Here is a 15563-nt window from a genome sequence, read left to right on the forward strand (position 1 = left end):
TCGGCGTCGGCCGGGGCGACAGCGGCGGGCGCTACCCGGCGGCGAGGTCGGGCTGGTCGGGCCAGGTCCGGGCGAGGCGGCGCAGCCGCCAGCCCCGGACCTGCCACGCCACCCACAGACCGGGGCCGAGCAGCCACGCGGCCCAGCCGCCGACAGTGAGCCGGTCGTTCCAGATCGCGCCCTCGGCCTGACCGGTCGAGGCAGCGCCACCCACAGCTCGTCCGGAGTCCCCTGGCTCCACCCACATCCGGTGGTCCCACGACGCCAGCAGCGCGAGCGGCCCGCTCACGGGCGACCCGGCGTCGACGAACACGGGGTGAGTGACGCCGTCGTGCGTCACGTGCGCGCGCCGCACCCGGATGACCGACCGACCGAACGGGACGACGCCCAGGATGCGGGCCGTGACCTCGAGGCTGTCACCGGGCCGCCACGCCGGCGGGAGCGCTGCGTCCGGGTCGGCCGGCGTCAGCACGACGACCGGCGCGTACAGCGAGCCGGCCACGCGCGGGGAGTGCAGCGCGCGCCAGGCGACCTCGGTCGGGCACGCGATCGGGAACCGCAGCCGGATCCGTACCGTGGTCATCGGTCTGCCTGCCCCAGCTGCCCGTACCCCGAGCCTCAGGCGCCCGGGACGGCGATCGGCTCGGCGTCCACGTACTCCAGCCCGTGGTGCCGGTCGAACCAGCGCGGCCCGAACTCCGAGCGCGTCTCGTGCGCGTCGAGCGGCTCGACCCGCTCGGGACCCACCCGCCACGAGCGCAGCTGCGCGCCGCCGGCGTGCTCCTCGCCGGTGTGCAGCACGAGCGTGACGGCACCCGCGCCGTACGCGATCGGCCCGCCGATGAGCGCGGCCTCGGCCTGCAGCGACGCGGGCGTCGCGGGGATGTGCGCGCCCGCGGCGTCGCGCAGCACGGTGTACGTGCGGTCCGGACCGGCGTCGACGACGCGCAGCGTGCTCTCGCCCTCGGGAAGCGAGGAGAGGATCGTGCGCAGGATCGCCGAGCCGACCTCGAGTGCGCGGTTCGTCCGGCGCTGCTCCTCGCGCTGGTCCTCCAGGACGACGCGCCACACCTCCGGCCCGGGGGTGGCGTGGTCGAGGTCGGTGTGCGCGGGCCACAGCCAGCCGTCGAGCAGGTCCCACGCGAGCACCTCGTGCACGGTGCCGTCCGCGCCCACGCGCGCCGCGGTCACCCGGGCGCCTTCGGGGCCGGCGAGCACGTCGAGGAACGCCTCCTCGGCGTCGACGTCGCGGGCGCGCTCGGCCTCCCCGTCGACGATCTCGTCCTCGAGCGTCACGTCCCCGGCGCGGAGCACGACGGCGGAGTCCGCCTTGGTCACGCGGCGCGCCACGGTCCGGGTGAGGGCGTCCAGGAGGGCGAACGCGGCGTTGGGCCCGCGGAGGTCGAGCCGGTCGAGGACCGCGCGGGCCGTCTCGTGGTTCGCCGCGCTCGCGACGGCCTGGTGCAGGCGGGTGTTCTCGCTCATGCGCTCATTGTGGCCCGCGCGTTCCCGTCGCCACGCGCCCGGGCGCGCTACAGGTCACGCTCGGGGTCACCGGCGAGCTCGGCGACGTGGTCGGGCACGTACTTGTTGAGCTCGCGCGGCGGGCGACGGTAGTTCCCGCTGCCGGTCGGCCGGGTCGGCAGCTCGACCTTGTCGTGCGGCACGTCGGCGTAGGGGATCGTGGAGAGCAGGTGGCTGATCATGTTGATCCGCGCGTGCTTCTTGATGTCGGACTCCACGACGTACCAGGGCGAGATCGGCACGTCGGTGTGCACGAACATGTCGTCCTTCGCGCGGGAGTACTCCTCCCAGCGGTTGATCGACTCCAGGTCCATCGGGGACAGCTTCCACCGCCGGACCGGGTCGTCCAGTCGCGAGCGGAACCGCTTGAGCTGCTCCTCGTCGGAGACGGAGAACCAGTACTTGCGCAGGTGGATGCCGTCGTTGATGAGCATCTGCTCGAAGATCGGGGTCTCCCGCATGAACCGCGCGAGCTCCTCGGGCGTGCAGAACCCCATGACCCGCTCGACGCCGGCGCGGTTGTACCAGGACCGGTCGAACAGCACGATCTCGCCCGCGGCGGGCAGGTGCTGCACGTAGCGCTGGTAGTACCACTGCGTCTTCTCGCGCTCGGTGGGCGCGGGCAGGGCCGCGATGCGCGCGACGCGGGGCGACAGGTACTCGGTGACCCGCTTGATCGCGCCGCCCTTGCCGGCCGCGTCCCGCCCCTCGAAGATCACGACGACGCGCTCGCCGTTGAGCTTGACCCACTCCTGCAGCTTCACGAGCTCGGTCTGCAGCCGGAACAGCTCGGCCTCGTAGATCGCGTTCGGGATCTTGGCGGCCTTGCGCTTCGCCGGCTTGTCGTCGCGCTTCTCGGACTTCTTCGTCATGACCAGAACCTAGACCCCACGACCGGTCTCGAGTCCGCTCTCAGAAAGGTCACAGCGCACTGACGGGTGCAGACGGGCGCGCATGGGTGACACTGGATCAAGCAGGTTGACCCGTCAACCAATTTCCGAGCCGAGGAGACCGCCATGGCCACCACGACCGCCCGCCCGTCCGTCCGAGCCCGCACGGTCCGCACCGTCGCGACCGCGACGGCGTCGCTCGCCGTCGTCGGCACGCTCGCGGCGTGTGGCGGCACGGAGGAGGCCGCGGCTCAGGAACCCGACGCGTCGGACACGGGCGCGCCCGCGTCGGAGAGCACCGACGCAGCCGCGTCCGACGGCGCGACCTCCGACGGCGCGGCCACCAGCGACGCGGCGTCCTCGGACTCCGGCGCCGCGGCCGCCGGCAGCACCTACGCCGACGGCACCTACACCGCGACCGGTGAGTACGTCTCTCCGGGCGGCCAGCAGAGCGTCGAGGTCACGCTCACGCTCGTCTCCGACGTCGTGACCGACGTCGAGATCGTCAACGGCGCCAGCGACCCGCAGTCCGAGGGCTACCAGGACAAGTTCATCTCGGGCATCGCCGCCGAGGTGGTCGGCGTCGCGATCGACGACCTCGACGTCGACAAGGTGGCTGGCTCCTCGCTCACCTCCGGCGGCTTCGACGATGCCGTGGAGCAGATCAAGGCCGAGGCGCTGGCGTGAGATGAGCGCCACGCTCGTCACGCGCGCGGGCCCGGAGCCCACTACCGTCACCCTCGTGACTTCGCCGGGCTCCTACGCCGCCCTCCCCGCCGACGGCGGGCCGGGGATGCGGTTCGACGGGATCGGCACCCGCTGGGTCATCGACACCCCGGAGGACCTGCCGCTCGGCGTGGAGGCCCGGATCATGGCGGCGGTGGAGGAGTTCGACCACGAGTGGTCGCGGTTCCGGGAGGACTCGCTCGTCTCGGTGGTCGGCCGTGAGGGCGGCACCGTGCCCGTCGGCGACGACGGCGAGGCCATGATGCGCCTCTACACGCGCCTCGCCGCGGCGACCGACGGCGCGGTGAACCCGCTCATCGGCGCGCGGCTCGAGCACCTGGGCTACGACCGGTCCTACCGCCTCACCGAGGCGCCCGGCGCCCCCGACCCGATCCCCGACTGGGAGGGCAGGTTCCGGGGCACGACGGCGTTGCTCACCCTGCCGCGCGGCACCGTCCTCGACGTCGGCGCGGTGGGCAAGGGCCGCCTGGTCGACATCGTGACCGGCATCCTGCGCCGCGCACGGATCGCGGACTTCACCGTCGACGCGGGCGGTGACATGCGGCACGTCGGGGACGAGGTGCTGCGCGTGGCGCTCGAGCACCCCTTCGACCCCAGCCGTGCCGTCGGCGTCCTCGAGCTCGGCAAGGCGGGGCTCGCGGCCTCGGCCACGAACCGGCGCGCCTGGGCGGACGGCCTGCACCACGTGATCGACGCGCGGACCGGCGAGCCGGTGCGCGACATCGTGGCCACCTGGGCCGTGGCGCGCAGCGCGATGCTCGCCGACGCGGCTTCAACGGCCGCCTTCTTCCTCGCCCCGCAGGCGGTGCTCGACGCGCTCGACGGCGTGTACGCCGTCGTGTCGATGGGTCCGCACGGCCCCCTGCGCGCCGCCGGCCTGGACACCGCCCCGACCAGTGCGCTGCGGTCCGCGCGGCTCTTCGACTGAGGATCCCCCCATGACGCGTCCGACCCCCTCGCCGGCCGCCTCACCCGCCGGCCCCGTCGCGCCCGCCCGGCCACGCTCGCCCCTGCGCCGCCTCGACGCCGGCCTCGGCCGCGTCTCGATGTACCGCCTGGTGCTCGCCGCGCTCGGGGTGGTGCTCGCCGTCGCGCTCGTGCTCGCCGCGACCGGCACGCTCGGGTACCCGGCGCTCGGGATCGTGGCCGTGCTCGCCGTCGGGACGCTCGGCACGCTCGCCGCGACGTGGGTCGGCGGCCTCGTCACCCGCAGCCGGCCGCACGTCGCGTCCAGCCTCGTGACCGGCGCGATCCTCGCCCTCGTCCTCCTGCCCGGCACCGACGGGCGCACGCTCGCGGGTGCGGCCGTCGCGGGGGCCGCCGCGGGCGCCTCGAAGTACCTCCTCGCGTGGCGCGGGCGACACGTCCTCAACCCGGCCGCCGTCGGGCTCGTCGTGGTGGGCTGGACCGGGCTCGCGACGAGCGGCTGGTGGGTCGGCACCGCAGCGCTGCTGCCCGCCGTCGCGGTGGCGGGCGGCGTGGTCGCGTGGCGGACCCGGCGCGTGGCGTTCGTGCTCGCCTACGCGGTGCCCGCGTTCGTGCTCACCGCGGTCGGCTACCTCACGCTCGGCGTGGCCGCGAACGACGCGCTCTGGTGGGCGCTGACCGCGAGTCCCGTGGCGTTCCTCGCGCTGTTCATGCTCACCGAACCCCTCACGAGCCCGCCGCGGCGCCCCCAGCGTCTGCTCGTCGGCGCGCTCGTGGCGGTGCTCGCGGCCGCGCCGCTGTTCCTCGAGTGGGGCTGGCTCTCGCCCGAGCTGGCCCTGATCGTCGGCAACGCGGTCGCGTTCGGCCTCGGGCTGCGCCGTGGCGTGCGGCTGCGGCTCAGCAGCGCGACCCTCGCCGGTGACGTGCTCGACCTCCACCTGGCGCCGTCGTCGCCCGTGCGCGCGCTGCCGGGCCAGTACGTGGAGATCGACGTCCCGCAGGCGGGCGCCGCAGCGCGCTGGGACCCGCGGGGCCGACGGCGGGTGCTCAGCCTCGCGAGCGACCCCGCCTCGGGCGACGTCCGGCTCGTCACCCGGCTGTCCGGTGCCGAGGGCAGCGAGCCGAGCCCGGTCAAGCGGGCGCTCGCGGCGCTCGCGCCGGGGGAGGAGCTCCGCGTCACGTCCGTGGGCGGGGACTTCCTGCTGCCGTCCGGCCCGGTCGCGCTGGTCGGCGCGGGGATCGGCGTGACGCCGTTCCTCGCGCACCTGGACGGGCTGGTTCGCGGGTCGGGTGCGGCGCCCGGCGGCGCCTCGGGCGTTCGCCACGGGCACGACGGCGAGCTCGCCGCCGCGCGCGACGTCGTGCTCGTGCACGGCGTGCGCACCCGCGCCGACGTCCTCGAGCTGCCCGGTTCCGCGGGCGACGCGCTTCCCGCCGGCGTTCGGCTCGTGCTCGTGGTGCCTCCGGGGACGGCCGGCGGCGTGGCGGGTGGGACGGCGGCCAGCGCTTCGGGCGGCACGGCTGGCGGCCCCGACGGCGTCGGGCTCGACGGGCGCTGGGAGGTGCTCGAGGGCGCCGTCACCGACGCCGCGGTGCTCGGCCGTGCCGTGCCCGACCTCGGCGCGCGGACCGTCCTCGTGTCCGGGTCACCCGCCTCGGTGGACGCCCTGCGGACCGCGGCACGCTCGCTCGGCGCCGCCCGGGTGCGCACGGACACGTTCCTCGGCTACTGATCGGGCGGACCCTCGCGTTCGTGCCGCAGCACCCCGCGAGCTCGCTCAACCCCGTCCGCCGGATCGGCTGACGGCTCGCGAGTCGGGGGTGCGAGCTGCCGTGACAGCGGATCTGCGCCGGGCGGGGTCGTCCGATGCGGGTCGTCGTGGGCCGCAGCATCCGCGCAGCATCTGCGCCTCGAGCGCCGCGCGCGTTCCGGTGCGTCGCCAGGGTGGCGGTGGCACACTCGCGGCATGATCCGCTTTCTGCTGAACTTCGCCATCAACCTGGTGCTCGCGGCGCTCGGCCTCCTGCTGGCCAACGCGCTCTTCGACGACGTCACCGTTCACGCCTCGGGCTTCGTCGTGGCCGTGCTCATCGTGGCCGTCGCTCAGGCGGTGCTCGCGCCGTTCGTCTTCAACATGGCCCGCAAGTACGCGTCGGCCGTGCTCGGGGGAGTGGGACTCATCTCCACACTGCTCGCCCTCTGGATCGCCAGCCTGTTCGACGGCGGGCTCGAGATCACCGGCGCCGCCGGCTGGGCGGGCGCCACCCTCGTCGTCTGGCTCACCCTCGCCCTGGGCGGGTGGCTGCTGGGCTGGCTCATCCTCACCCGTTGGTGGGACCGCAAGCGCGAGGCCAAGCGGATCCGCGCCGCCACCCGCTGATCCGGCTCGCACCGGTGGCGTCGCCCGCGAGGCAGGTTCGCGGGCGACGCCCGTCCGGTGGGGGTGAGGGCGGCTCAGACCGCAGTGCAGGTCGGGCCTCACGGACGGAACCGCAGGCTCGCGACCCGCGTGAAGTCCTCGCCGACGCCCGACGTGAACGTCACGTACACCCGGTGGACCCCGCGGATCGGGTCCACGTTGAACGGCACCTCACGGAACGCGTCCCAGCCGCCGGTGTGTGACACCGCACCGGAACCGATCACCGGCGCGGTCGGGGAGTCGAGCCGGATCTCGACGAGGCCCGAGATCGCCCCGTCCGCCCCGCCCGCGTAGCGCAGCACCACGTCGCGCGTGCCGCCGGTGCCGAAGTCCGCGTCGAAGGCGAGCCAGTCACCGTTGCCGACCTTCGCCGCTCCGTCGGTCACGACGAGGCCGTGGGTCTCGACCGCGCTCGTCACAGCCACCGCCTGGAAGGGGTCCAGCCCCGACGGCGTGGGCTCGCTCGTCGGGCTGGGCGTCGGGCTGGGGCTCGGGCTCGCCGTCGGGCTGGGGCTCGCCGTCGGGCTGGGGCTCGCCGTCGGGCTCGGGCTCGCCGTCGGGCTCGGGCTCGCCGTCGGGCTCGGGCTCGCCGTCGGGCTCGGGCTCGCCGTCGGGGAGGGCGACGGGCTGGGCGTCGGCGAGGTCCCGCCGTCGCTCGGGAGGGCCTTCCCGGACAGGATCAGCGCGTACAGGTAGGCGCGGGTGTTGCCGTCGTCGACGGTGGGCAGGCCCTGGGCGATCGTGAGGGCGCGGTCGGGGTCGGCCACGCCGAGGAGCGCGGTGTTCCAGTCGATGAGCGGCTTGGTCGCGTACTCGCCCGCGAAGAGCGGCTCGGCGATCTCGAGGATCCGCTCGGTGCCGAGGGAGTGCAGGAACGCGAGCTGGCTCGGGCCCATGGGGATGACCTCGATCGCCGTCTTGGCGCTCGCCTCGGGGGAGAACCACGTCTCGTAGGTGATCTTGCCGGCGAACACCATCGACGCGATCGGTGCGGTGTTCGTGGCCGGCGTGCCCCGGTAGGGGTTCCACCAGTACTGCGCCGCGGTCTCGGCCTCGAACGCGAAGAGCCAGCGGGCGTGCTGCTCCATCGCCTCGTCGCCGCGCACGCGTGACCACAGCTCGAGGCCGGCCCACGCGTTCATGGCCTCCGACGTCGACTCCTGGTCGTTGCCGTCCATCCCGCCGCCCAGGCCGTTGGCCCAGGAGTGCCCGCGCCAGTCGTCGAAGCTGCGGCGCTGGATCGTGTCGTCCGTGGTCTGCTCGGCGGCGATGTCCGCGGCCAGGACGTCGGCCACCGGGGCGTACTGCGCTACGAGGCTCGGGTCGTCCTGCGCGAGGACGGCGGCCGCGTAGAGCAGGTAGCCGTAGTGGAAGTGGTGGTCGTTGAGCATCGAGGAGACGAAGAAGCCGTCGGTGTCGGGCACCACGGTGTGGTTGACGGCGTCGTACCCGAAGCACTGCGCGGGCACGGCGGACGCGCAGCCGTCCGGGTCGAACCACAGCGCGAGCTGCGCGCGCATCGCCTCGGCGATCGTCGCGGCCTCGTCGGTCAGCCCGAGCTGGTTCGCGAGCGTGTAGAGGTTCGCGGCGCGGTAGAGCGCCTTGCCGCCGAAGTAGGTGTCCTCGGGGAAGGTGAGAGTGCTCGGCAGGTCGGCGCGGACCTGGTCGCGCAGCAGCGAGAGCTCGGCCTCGCTGAGTCCGCTCAGGTCCAGGGCGCTGGAGACGTCCCAGGTCGGGGCCGTCGTCGTGAAGCTCGTGCCGACCGCGCCCGTCGCCCAGCCCGTGGCGTTCTCCCACCTGCCGGTCAGCGTGGGCAGGCCGTAGTCCTGGTGCGGCATCTGCGCGAGGACGGTGTCCGCCCCGCCCGCGGTGTCGAGGACGAACGTGGCCGACGCCGTGCCACCGTCGGCCGCGCCGCTCACCGACCACTCGGTGTGCGTTCCGCTCACCTCCACGGCGCCCGCGACGAGCGTCGCGAGGTCCTGCGCGGTCGCGCCCTGGGGCGTGCCGAACACGTGGACCGCCTGGCCGGCGTCGAGCGCGACGCCCGTGCCGGAGACCGAACCCGCCGTGACGACGTTGAGCTCCTGACCCGTCGCGCCGGTCCAGGTGTAGCGCGACGGCGTGGAGCTCGCCGCGAGCTCGCGGTTCACGCCGAGCGTCTGGTCCGTGGCCGCCGTGTACTGGACGTAGGGCCAGCCCTCGACGGCGCGCAGCGTGCCGACGGCGGTGCCGTCGGCGGCGTACCAGGTGAGGTCCGCGGAGATGTCGTCCCAGGCGGACAGGCGGTAGGTGACCGCGCCGGGCGGGGCGAGCTCGATCACCTGCGACTCCGGGTCCTCGGGCGTGGCCCGGTTCTCCCAGGTCTGCATGATCGCGAAGTCGCCATACCCGGTGACGTCCGGGACGGCGACGCCGACGCTCGTGTCGTGCGCGCGGAACGCCAGCCCGCCGCCGACCCACGTCGGCGCGTCGACGTCGGCCATGTCGTACACGGCGCCGGAGATCCACGAGTTCGTGGGCGGTGCGACGCCGTCGTCGACGCGCGGGGTCTGCGGCACGCGGGTGGGCAGCTCGGGCAGGTCCGCCGCGGTGAGGGCTGCGGCTGCGACGCCAGGGGCGCCAGGGGCGCCAGGGGTGCTGGGGGCGTGCTGCGACTCGGGCGCCGCGGCGGCACCGACGGCGAGGCCGCCCGCGACCAGGCCGGCGACGGCGAGCGCCGCCACCGCGGTGAGGCTCGCCCGGGCCGGTCGCGGTGTGGGGCGCGCGGGTCGGCCAAGGGGTCGACCAGCGGGTCGGCCCGTGGCGCCGGCGTCGCCGGCGGGCTTCGTGGCTGTGGTCGCCGGGGTGTCGATGCTGTCGGGCGTGGGGCGGGGCTGGGGGCGGGGTGTGTCAGGCACCGGGTGCTCCTCTCGACGGGCGCGGCGGACCGCGCTGCTCGGTCGGTCCGACCCGCGTCAAGGCAGGGGGCATCGCCTGACGTCGGAGTCGTGGCCGGCCCGGGGATGGGCGCCCCTCCGCGGTGAGAGCGCTTCCATTTCCGGACCCGAGAACCGTAACCAGCGTGCGCGTTAACACACTAGAAACATTCGTCTACATCTCGGTTGGGGCTCCGTTGGTGCGTACGTGGGGGTCGACCGCGGCCGCGACCCGCCCGGCGCCCGCCCGGCGCCCGCGCTCCGGACAGGCCCGGGCCGGGCCGGTAGGGTCACATGTCGACGTCACCACGCCCGAGCCCGAGCGCCGTCCGAGTCACGGCCACGTCCGAGCCGAGCACGAGCGCCCGACCGAGCACGAGCGCCCGACCGAGCACCAGCCAGCCCCAGTCCCACGCACCGATCGAGGACGACCATGTACGCGTACCTGCGCTCCGCCGGCGTGAGCCTGCTGCTCGACACCACCGGCCCCCACCTGCCCCGCGTGCTGCACTGGGGACGCGACCTCGGCGAGCTCGACGACCACGCCGTCGCCGAGCTCGTCCGCGCCTCGGTCCGCCCCGTCACCAGCAGCTCGCCGGACTCCGGCGTGCTCCTCAGCGTGCTGCCCGAGCAGTCGGCCGGCTGGTTCGGCACGCCCGGCGTCACCGGCCACCGCGACGGTCGCGCGTTCTCCACGGCGTTCCGCGTCACGTCGGTCGACGTCCACGACACGGCACCCGTCGTCGCCGACACGCCCGTCCACCTCACCTCGCCCGACGGCGCAGCCCCCCTCGCCGGTGCGGTCACCGTGTCCGCGGCGGACGACGCCGCGGGGCTGGCGCTGACCTGGCGGCTCGAGCTCGCCGTCGGCGGCCTGGTGCGGACGAGGACCACGGTGACGAGCACGCGCGAGGGGAGCTTCGCCGTCGGGGGCGTGGACGCGCTGCTGCCGCTGCCGCGCGAGGCGACCGAGATCCTCGACTTCACGGGGCGGCACATGCGCGAGCGCAGCCCGCAGCGCCACCCGCTGGTCGCGGGGCTGCACCTGCGGGAGACGCGTCGCGCCCGGACGCTGGACGGGACGCTGCTCATGCTCGCGGGCGAGGCGGGCTTCGCGCACCGGCACGGGCAGGTGTGGGGCACGCACGTGGCGTGGTCGGGCAACACGCGCACGCTGGTGGAGCGCGAGATGCCGGAGGGGCTCGCGACGCTCGGTGGCGGGGAGCTGCTGCTCGCGGGCGAGGTCAGGCTGGCGAACGGCGAGAGCTACGAGAGCCCGTGGGTCTACTTCTCCTACGGCGACGGGCTCGATGCGCTCTCGGCGCGCTTCCACGACTTCCTGCGCTCGCGGCCCACCCACCCGCAGACCCCGCGCAAGGCGCTCATCAACGTGTGGGAGGCGGTGTACTTCGACCACCGGCTGGACCGGCTCACGGCGCTCGCGGACGCCGCGGCGCGCGTGGGCCTGGAGCGCTACGTGCTCGACGACGGCTGGTTCCGGCACCGCCGCACCGACACCGCGGGCCTCGGCGATTGGTACGTCGACGAGACGGTGTGGCCCGACGGCCTCACGCCGCTCGTGGATCACGTCACGGGTCTCGGGCTGGAGTTCGGTCTCTGGTTCGAGCCGGAGATGGTCAACCCCGACTCCGACCTCGCCCGCGCGCACCCCGAGTGGATCCTGCGCGTGCCGGACCGGATGCCGCTGGAGTACCGCCGCCAGCAGGTCCTCGACCTCACGGTGCCGCAGGCGTGGCAGTACGTCCTCGAGCGCATGGACGCGATCCTGTCGGAGTACGCGGTCTCCTTCGTGAAGTGGGACTTCAACCGCGACCTGCTCGACGCCGGGCGTCAGGCGACCGGCACCGCGGGCGTGCACGAGCAGACGCTCGCGAGCTACCGCCTGCTGGCGGCGCTGCGTGCGGCGCACCCGGACGTCGAGTTCGAGTCGTGCTCGAGCGGCGGCGGGCGCGCCGACCTCGGGATCCTCGCGCTGACGGACCGGATCTGGGCCTCGGACTGCATCGACCCGCTCGAGCGCCAGATGATCGAGGCCGGGACCGGGCTGCTCGTGCCGCCGGAGCTCATGGGCTCGCACGTCGCCTCGCCGCACTCGCACACCACGGGCCGGCGCCACGACCTGGGCTTCCGCGCCGCGACGGCGCTGTTCGGTCACCTCGGCGTGGAGTGGGACCTCACGACGGCGAGCGAGACCGAGCTCGACGAGCTCGCCCGGTGGGTGGCCGCCTACCGCGAGCACCGGCACCTGCTGCACCACGGCCGCGTCGTCCGGGCGGACGACCCCGATCCCGCGCTGCGGGTGCACGGCGTGGTGGCGCACGACGGCGGGGAGGCGATCTTCGCGATCGTGCAGCGGACCACTCCGGTGAGCTCGCCGTCGGGCCGGGTGCGACTGCCGGGGCTGGTCGCCGGACGGGCGTACCGCGTGACGCCGCTGCCGCCGGGCGACACGATCGTGGCGCCCGGGCCGCTGTGGCAGCCCGCGTGGTGGGCCGAGGGCGTGACGCTGAGCGGCCGCGTACTGGCCGAGGTGGGGCTGCAGGCGCCGCTGCAGCATCCCGAGCACTCGGTGCTGCTGCACGTCGTCGCCGTGTGAGCGGGGCGCCGGCGTCGCCGCGGCGCCGCCGGCGCGGACGAGTCGCTGTGGCGTCACGGCTGACGGGAGAGCGACTCGTCGTGACGGGAGAGCGACTCGTCGCAGCCTCTCAGCAGGTCGCAAGGCGCTGACCTGCGGCGATGCGCCGGGTGAGGCCGTCGCGGGGCGTCTCGGTCGCTGTGGCGTCACGCCGAGTCGCTGTGGCGTCACGGCTGACGGGAGAGCGACTCGCTGCGGCGTCACGAGAACGCGCGGGCGCCACACCGACTACAGCGCGAGACGCTCGCCCGGCGCGAGGACCACCGGCTCGCAGTCCGGAGCCAAACGTCGCACGGCCGCCTCGAACGCGGCTCCGCCGTGCTCCATCCACCCCCGCGGGAGGTTTCGCCCGAGCGGTGCGTGCAGCGTGCCCCAGTGCACGGGCACCGCGCGCCGCGCCCCGACCAGCGCGCACGCGTGCGCGGCCTGCGTCGGGTCCATGTGGCCGCCGGACAGCCGCGGCCCCCAGCCGCCGATCGGCACGAGCGCGAGGTCGATCGGGCCGCCCGCCACGTCGGGCAGGTGGGCCAGCTCGGGGTACAGCTCGGTGTCGCCCGCGAACCAGATCCGCAGCGCGCCGTCGGCTGAGGCGCCCGACGCGCCCGACGGCGAGCCCGCGCCAGGCGCGTTCGTGCCCGACGCCGAGCCACCGTTCGCGGCGTCGTCATCGCCGGGCGCGTCGCGCACGACGAGGAACCCCACCGTCGCGTTCGGCCGGTGCGGCATCGGCCGGTGCCCGTGTACCGCGTGCACGGCCCGCACCGCGACCTGCGGCGCCCACGACGGCCGCCACCACTCCTCGGGCCCGAGGCCGCGCGTCGGCAGCCCGCGCTGGCCGAGCCACCGCGCGTTCGCGGGGGCGGAGAGCACGACGGCGTGCGTCGACCTCAGCGAGGCCACGTGCGCGTGGTCGTGGTGCAGGTGGGAGACGAGGACGGCGTCCGCGCCCGACCAGTCCTCCGCTGACGGCGCGATCCCGCCGAGCCGCCGCAGGATCCCGGCGTGCGCGCCGAGCAGCGGGTCGGTGACCAGCCGGACGGCGCCGACGTCGAGCACGCACGTCGCGTGCCCGAGCCAGGCGAGGGCGTCGGGGCGCGCCGGCGGCTCGAGCCTCCCGGGCCGGACCGGCGGCACCGGCGCCCCGCGCCGGTGCGGCGGCTCCGGCCGCTCGCGACGACGGGCCGGCGGCGGCGTCGCGCTCACGGTCGCAGCCCCAGCTCGCGCTGCCACGCCACCAGCTGGTGGAACACCGCGTTCGCGCCGACGAGCGGCTCGGCGTCGTCCGGCCGCGTGAGCGACGTGGGGTGCAGCAGCAGCGCGTGGTTCTGGTCCCCGCCGAGGCCGCCGTGCGAGCCCACCTGGTGCTCGAACGCGCACACCCGGCCGTCCCGGACGGTGGAGACCAGCAGGAGGTCGCCAGTGTGCGGCAGGCGCCCGGCGCGGGCGAGGTCACGGGCCGCGGCGTCCGGGTCCTCGAACGTGGCGAGCGGGTCCTCGCCCTCGACGAGCGCACGGCCGGGGTCGCCCCCGGACGCGGGGTCGGCTGAACGGCCCGCCGCGCGCTCGGGCTCGAGACGGCGCAGCCCCGCGGGCCCGACGGCGAGCAGTCCCTGCGCCGAGTCGACCACCACCACGGCGATCGCGGGGTGGGTCGCGAGCCCGGCGACGAGGTCGGGCCACGCCTCCTGCGTCTGGGCGAGCGTGAGACGCCCGGGGCGGCCGGTGAACCAGACGAGGCCGAGGTTGCCCGACGCGATGACGGCGACCGAGTCCTCCGCGGCCGTCCCGGGAGCGAGGCCGACCTGTTCGCGCTCGGGCCCCGTCACGGTGACGCCCGCCGTGCGGGCGTCGTCTGCTGCGCGTGAGCCGCCCGATCCGCCCGATCCGCGCGAGCCCGAGCCGCGCGCCGCCCGGGGGCTGCGGGGGCTGCGGATCGGTCGGACGAGCTCGTTGAGCAGGGCGTTCACCGGCCCCCACTCCTCACCGCCCCCGGAGGCGAGCGCGCTGCGCGGGTCCTTGCCCATCAGCGTCGTGACGAGGTGCTCCAGGCTGACGCCCGCGACCTGCTCGAACGTGGGGCCGAGCGCCTGGCCGTGGTCAGACACGCACACGATGCGGTAGCGCCGGCGCGCGACCTCGTTCACCGTCTCGAGCGCGCGGAGCACCGCGTCCAGTCCCTCGAGCGAGCGCAGCGACTCGGCGCGCAGCGGCCCGGCGTGGTGCGCGATCTCGTCGTAGTCGACGTAGTCCACGGCGATCGTCGGGGTGCCGCGCTCCATGTGCTCGGCGACGAGCGCCGTGTTGAGACCGCGGAGCGTGACGTTGCTCATGGCGCGCAGCACGACGTACCAACCGCCGCGGGAGATCCGCGGCTCGACGCCGCGCAGCCGCGCGAGCCGCGCCTGGTACAGCTCCTTGACCATCTCGCCGATCGTCAGCACGAGGGTGCGCGCGAACACGAGCGGCTGGAGGAAGAAGCGCACGTACACGCCGCCGTCGCGTCGCCCGGTCGCGCCGGCGGGGCGGCTCATCACGAGGCGGGTGGCCGGGGCGTCGCCCGAGAACATCGTGCCGATGGCGGCGCCGCCGTGCGCGAGGAGGCCCTCGCCGTCGGACATCGCCGACTCGATCGCCGCCGCGTCGCGCGGGTGGTTCGCCACGACGAGACGCGCCTGCGCCTCGTCCCACCAGCGGAACGCGGGGATGTGGTCGGCGGCGCCGTGCAGGAGGCCGGCCGTCGAGGCCGGGGTGGTGCTGGGCACCTGAGCCCACCAGGACTCCAGCCGGTAGGAGCCGTCGGTGAGCCAGCGCGAGATCGTCGGCACCATGCCGGCCTCGACGGCGGTGCGCAGCACGGGTTCGGCGACGCCGTCGAGGATCACGAGGAGGAGGCCGGGCTCGCGGTCGTCGGCCAACGGCGTGCCGGCGCGGTCGGCGCGGCGGCGCTGGGCAGCTCGCCGTCGACCGCGCCACAGCACGTCGCCGACGACGTAGCCCGCGTCGCTGCCCCCGGCCACCCACGACGTGGCGGCCACGACGAGCGCCGTGATGAGGAGCGCGAGCGCGGCGGCCCACCAGCTCGTCACGACCAGACCCGGCAGCCAGCGCAGGGCCGCCCACATCGCGGTGATCTGGGCGGCGAGGCCGAGCACGAACGCGACGATGCCGCCGAGGCGGTCGGCAACCATGCGCAGGGGAGCGGCCACGACCCACGTGACGAGCGAGACGACGAGCGCCGCGAGCGGGATCGACCACAGCGACGTGACGCTGATCGGGTCGAGCAGCGCGATCGCCACCGACAGGCCGAGGACGGTCGCGGCGAGCGACGCGACGGCGTCCCACAGGTCGACGGCGAGCGGCCGCGCCTCGCGCACGACGGGCGAGAGGTGGTGCGCCGAGAGCGGCAGGTGCGACGGACGCGGCCGGTCGCGCGCAGGACGTGCCTCGCCCCTGCTCCCCGTCATGGGGCTAGCGTGCCAGC

The 15563-nt window shown here is 75.1% G+C and carries 11 protein-coding genes; 5 read left to right on the forward strand and 6 right to left on the reverse strand.

What is annotated here, in order from left to right:
- Nucleotides 1-31: 31 nt before the first annotated feature.
- Genes AC3AQ1_RS10265 through ppk2 form a run of 3 tightly spaced genes read right to left on the reverse strand, consistent with a single transcriptional unit; the run spans nucleotide 32 to nucleotide 2396 of the window.
- Nucleotides 32-583: a hypothetical protein gene (locus tag AC3AQ1_RS10265; RefSeq protein WP_159096497.1), complete on the reverse strand. Its 552-nt coding sequence runs from the start codon at nucleotides 581-583 to the stop codon at nucleotides 32-34.
- A 35-nt stretch (nucleotides 584-618) separates the two neighbouring features.
- Entirely contained in the window at nucleotides 619-1485 is an 867-nt protein-coding gene (locus tag AC3AQ1_RS10270; protein WP_108718893.1) for a hypothetical protein, read from the reverse strand.
- A 47-nt stretch (nucleotides 1486-1532) separates the two neighbouring features.
- Nucleotides 1533-2396, reverse strand: a complete 864-nt coding sequence (gene ppk2 / locus AC3AQ1_RS10275; protein ID WP_108718894.1) for a polyphosphate kinase 2 — start codon at nucleotides 2394-2396, stop codon at nucleotides 1533-1535.
- A gap of 144 nt (nucleotides 2397-2540) precedes the next feature.
- On the opposite strand from ppk2, the gene AC3AQ1_RS10280 reads away from it, so the two are divergent.
- The 4 genes from AC3AQ1_RS10280 (at nucleotide 2541) to AC3AQ1_RS10295 (ending at nucleotide 6469) form a co-directional block, all read left to right on the forward strand.
- On the forward strand, nucleotides 2541-3101 hold the full coding sequence (locus AC3AQ1_RS10280) for an FMN-binding protein (RefSeq protein WP_108718895.1): 561 nt from the start codon (nucleotides 2541-2543) through the stop codon (nucleotides 3099-3101).
- A gap of 55 nt (nucleotides 3102-3156) precedes the next feature.
- Complete coding sequence (locus tag AC3AQ1_RS10285; RefSeq protein WP_159096498.1) at nucleotides 3157-4089, forward strand: FAD:protein FMN transferase; 933 nt, start codon at nucleotides 3157-3159, stop codon at nucleotides 4087-4089.
- A 10-nt stretch (nucleotides 4090-4099) separates the two neighbouring features.
- Nucleotides 4100-5821, forward strand: a complete 1722-nt coding sequence (locus AC3AQ1_RS10290) for an FAD-dependent oxidoreductase (protein WP_108718897.1) — start codon at nucleotides 4100-4102, stop codon at nucleotides 5819-5821.
- A gap of 234 nt (nucleotides 5822-6055) precedes the next feature.
- Entirely contained in the window at nucleotides 6056-6469 is a 414-nt protein-coding gene (locus tag AC3AQ1_RS10295; protein ID WP_108718898.1) for a phage holin family protein, read from the forward strand.
- 98 nt (nucleotides 6470-6567) lie between these two features.
- Here AC3AQ1_RS10295 and AC3AQ1_RS10300 read toward each other — a convergent pair whose 3' ends face one another.
- Nucleotides 6568-9408: a glycosyl hydrolase gene (locus tag AC3AQ1_RS10300; RefSeq protein ID WP_159096499.1), complete on the reverse strand. Its 2841-nt coding sequence runs from the start codon at nucleotides 9406-9408 to the stop codon at nucleotides 6568-6570.
- A gap of 451 nt (nucleotides 9409-9859) precedes the next feature.
- Between AC3AQ1_RS10300 and AC3AQ1_RS10305 the strand changes: the two genes are divergently transcribed.
- Complete coding sequence (locus tag AC3AQ1_RS10305) at nucleotides 9860-12043, forward strand: alpha-galactosidase (RefSeq protein WP_108718900.1); 2184 nt, start codon at nucleotides 9860-9862, stop codon at nucleotides 12041-12043.
- A 267-nt stretch (nucleotides 12044-12310) separates the two neighbouring features.
- On the opposite strand, the gene AC3AQ1_RS10310 is transcribed toward AC3AQ1_RS10305, so the two are convergent.
- Both AC3AQ1_RS10310 and AC3AQ1_RS10315 read right to left on the reverse strand, forming a co-directional pair.
- The gene (locus AC3AQ1_RS10310) at nucleotides 12311-13285 is read right to left on the reverse strand and encodes an MBL fold metallo-hydrolase (protein WP_234417462.1); all 975 of its coding nucleotides are present in this window, start codon (nucleotides 13283-13285) and stop codon (nucleotides 12311-12313) included.
- Nucleotides 13282-15546 carry a phosphodiesterase gene (locus AC3AQ1_RS10315; RefSeq protein ID WP_234417463.1) on the reverse strand — a complete coding sequence of 755 codons (2265 nt, stop codon included), beginning with the start codon at nucleotides 15544-15546 and terminating at the stop codon, nucleotides 13282-13284. The genes AC3AQ1_RS10310 and AC3AQ1_RS10315 overlap by 4 nt, the downstream gene beginning before the upstream one ends.
- Nucleotides 15547-15563 lie beyond the last annotated feature (17 nt).

Source organism: Miniimonas sp. S16 (genome assembly GCF_057748195.1).

Coding starts and splice junctions, on each gene's coding strand:
- AC3AQ1_RS10265 (WP_159096497.1), bottom strand. CDS start 583: ATGACCACGGTACGGATCCGGCTGCGGTTCCCGATCGCGTGCCCGACC.
- AC3AQ1_RS10270 (WP_108718893.1), bottom strand. CDS start 1,485: ATGAGCGAGAACACCCGCCTGCACCAGGCCGTCGCGAGCGCGGCGAAC.
- ppk2 (WP_108718894.1), bottom strand. CDS start 2,396: ATGACGAAGAAGTCCGAGAAGCGCGACGACAAGCCGGCGAAGCGCAAG.
- AC3AQ1_RS10280 (WP_108718895.1), top strand. CDS start 2,541: ATGGCCACCACGACCGCCCGCCCGTCCGTCCGAGCCCGCACGGTCCGC.
- AC3AQ1_RS10290 (WP_108718897.1), top strand. CDS start 4,100: ATGACGCGTCCGACCCCCTCGCCGGCCGCCTCACCCGCCGGCCCCGTC.
- AC3AQ1_RS10295 (WP_108718898.1), top strand. CDS start 6,056: ATGATCCGCTTTCTGCTGAACTTCGCCATCAACCTGGTGCTCGCGGCG.
- AC3AQ1_RS10305 (WP_108718900.1), top strand. CDS start 9,860: ATGTACGCGTACCTGCGCTCCGCCGGCGTGAGCCTGCTGCTCGACACC.
- AC3AQ1_RS10315 (WP_234417463.1), bottom strand. CDS start 15,546: ATGACGGGGAGCAGGGGCGAGGCACGTCCTGCGCGCGACCGGCCGCGT.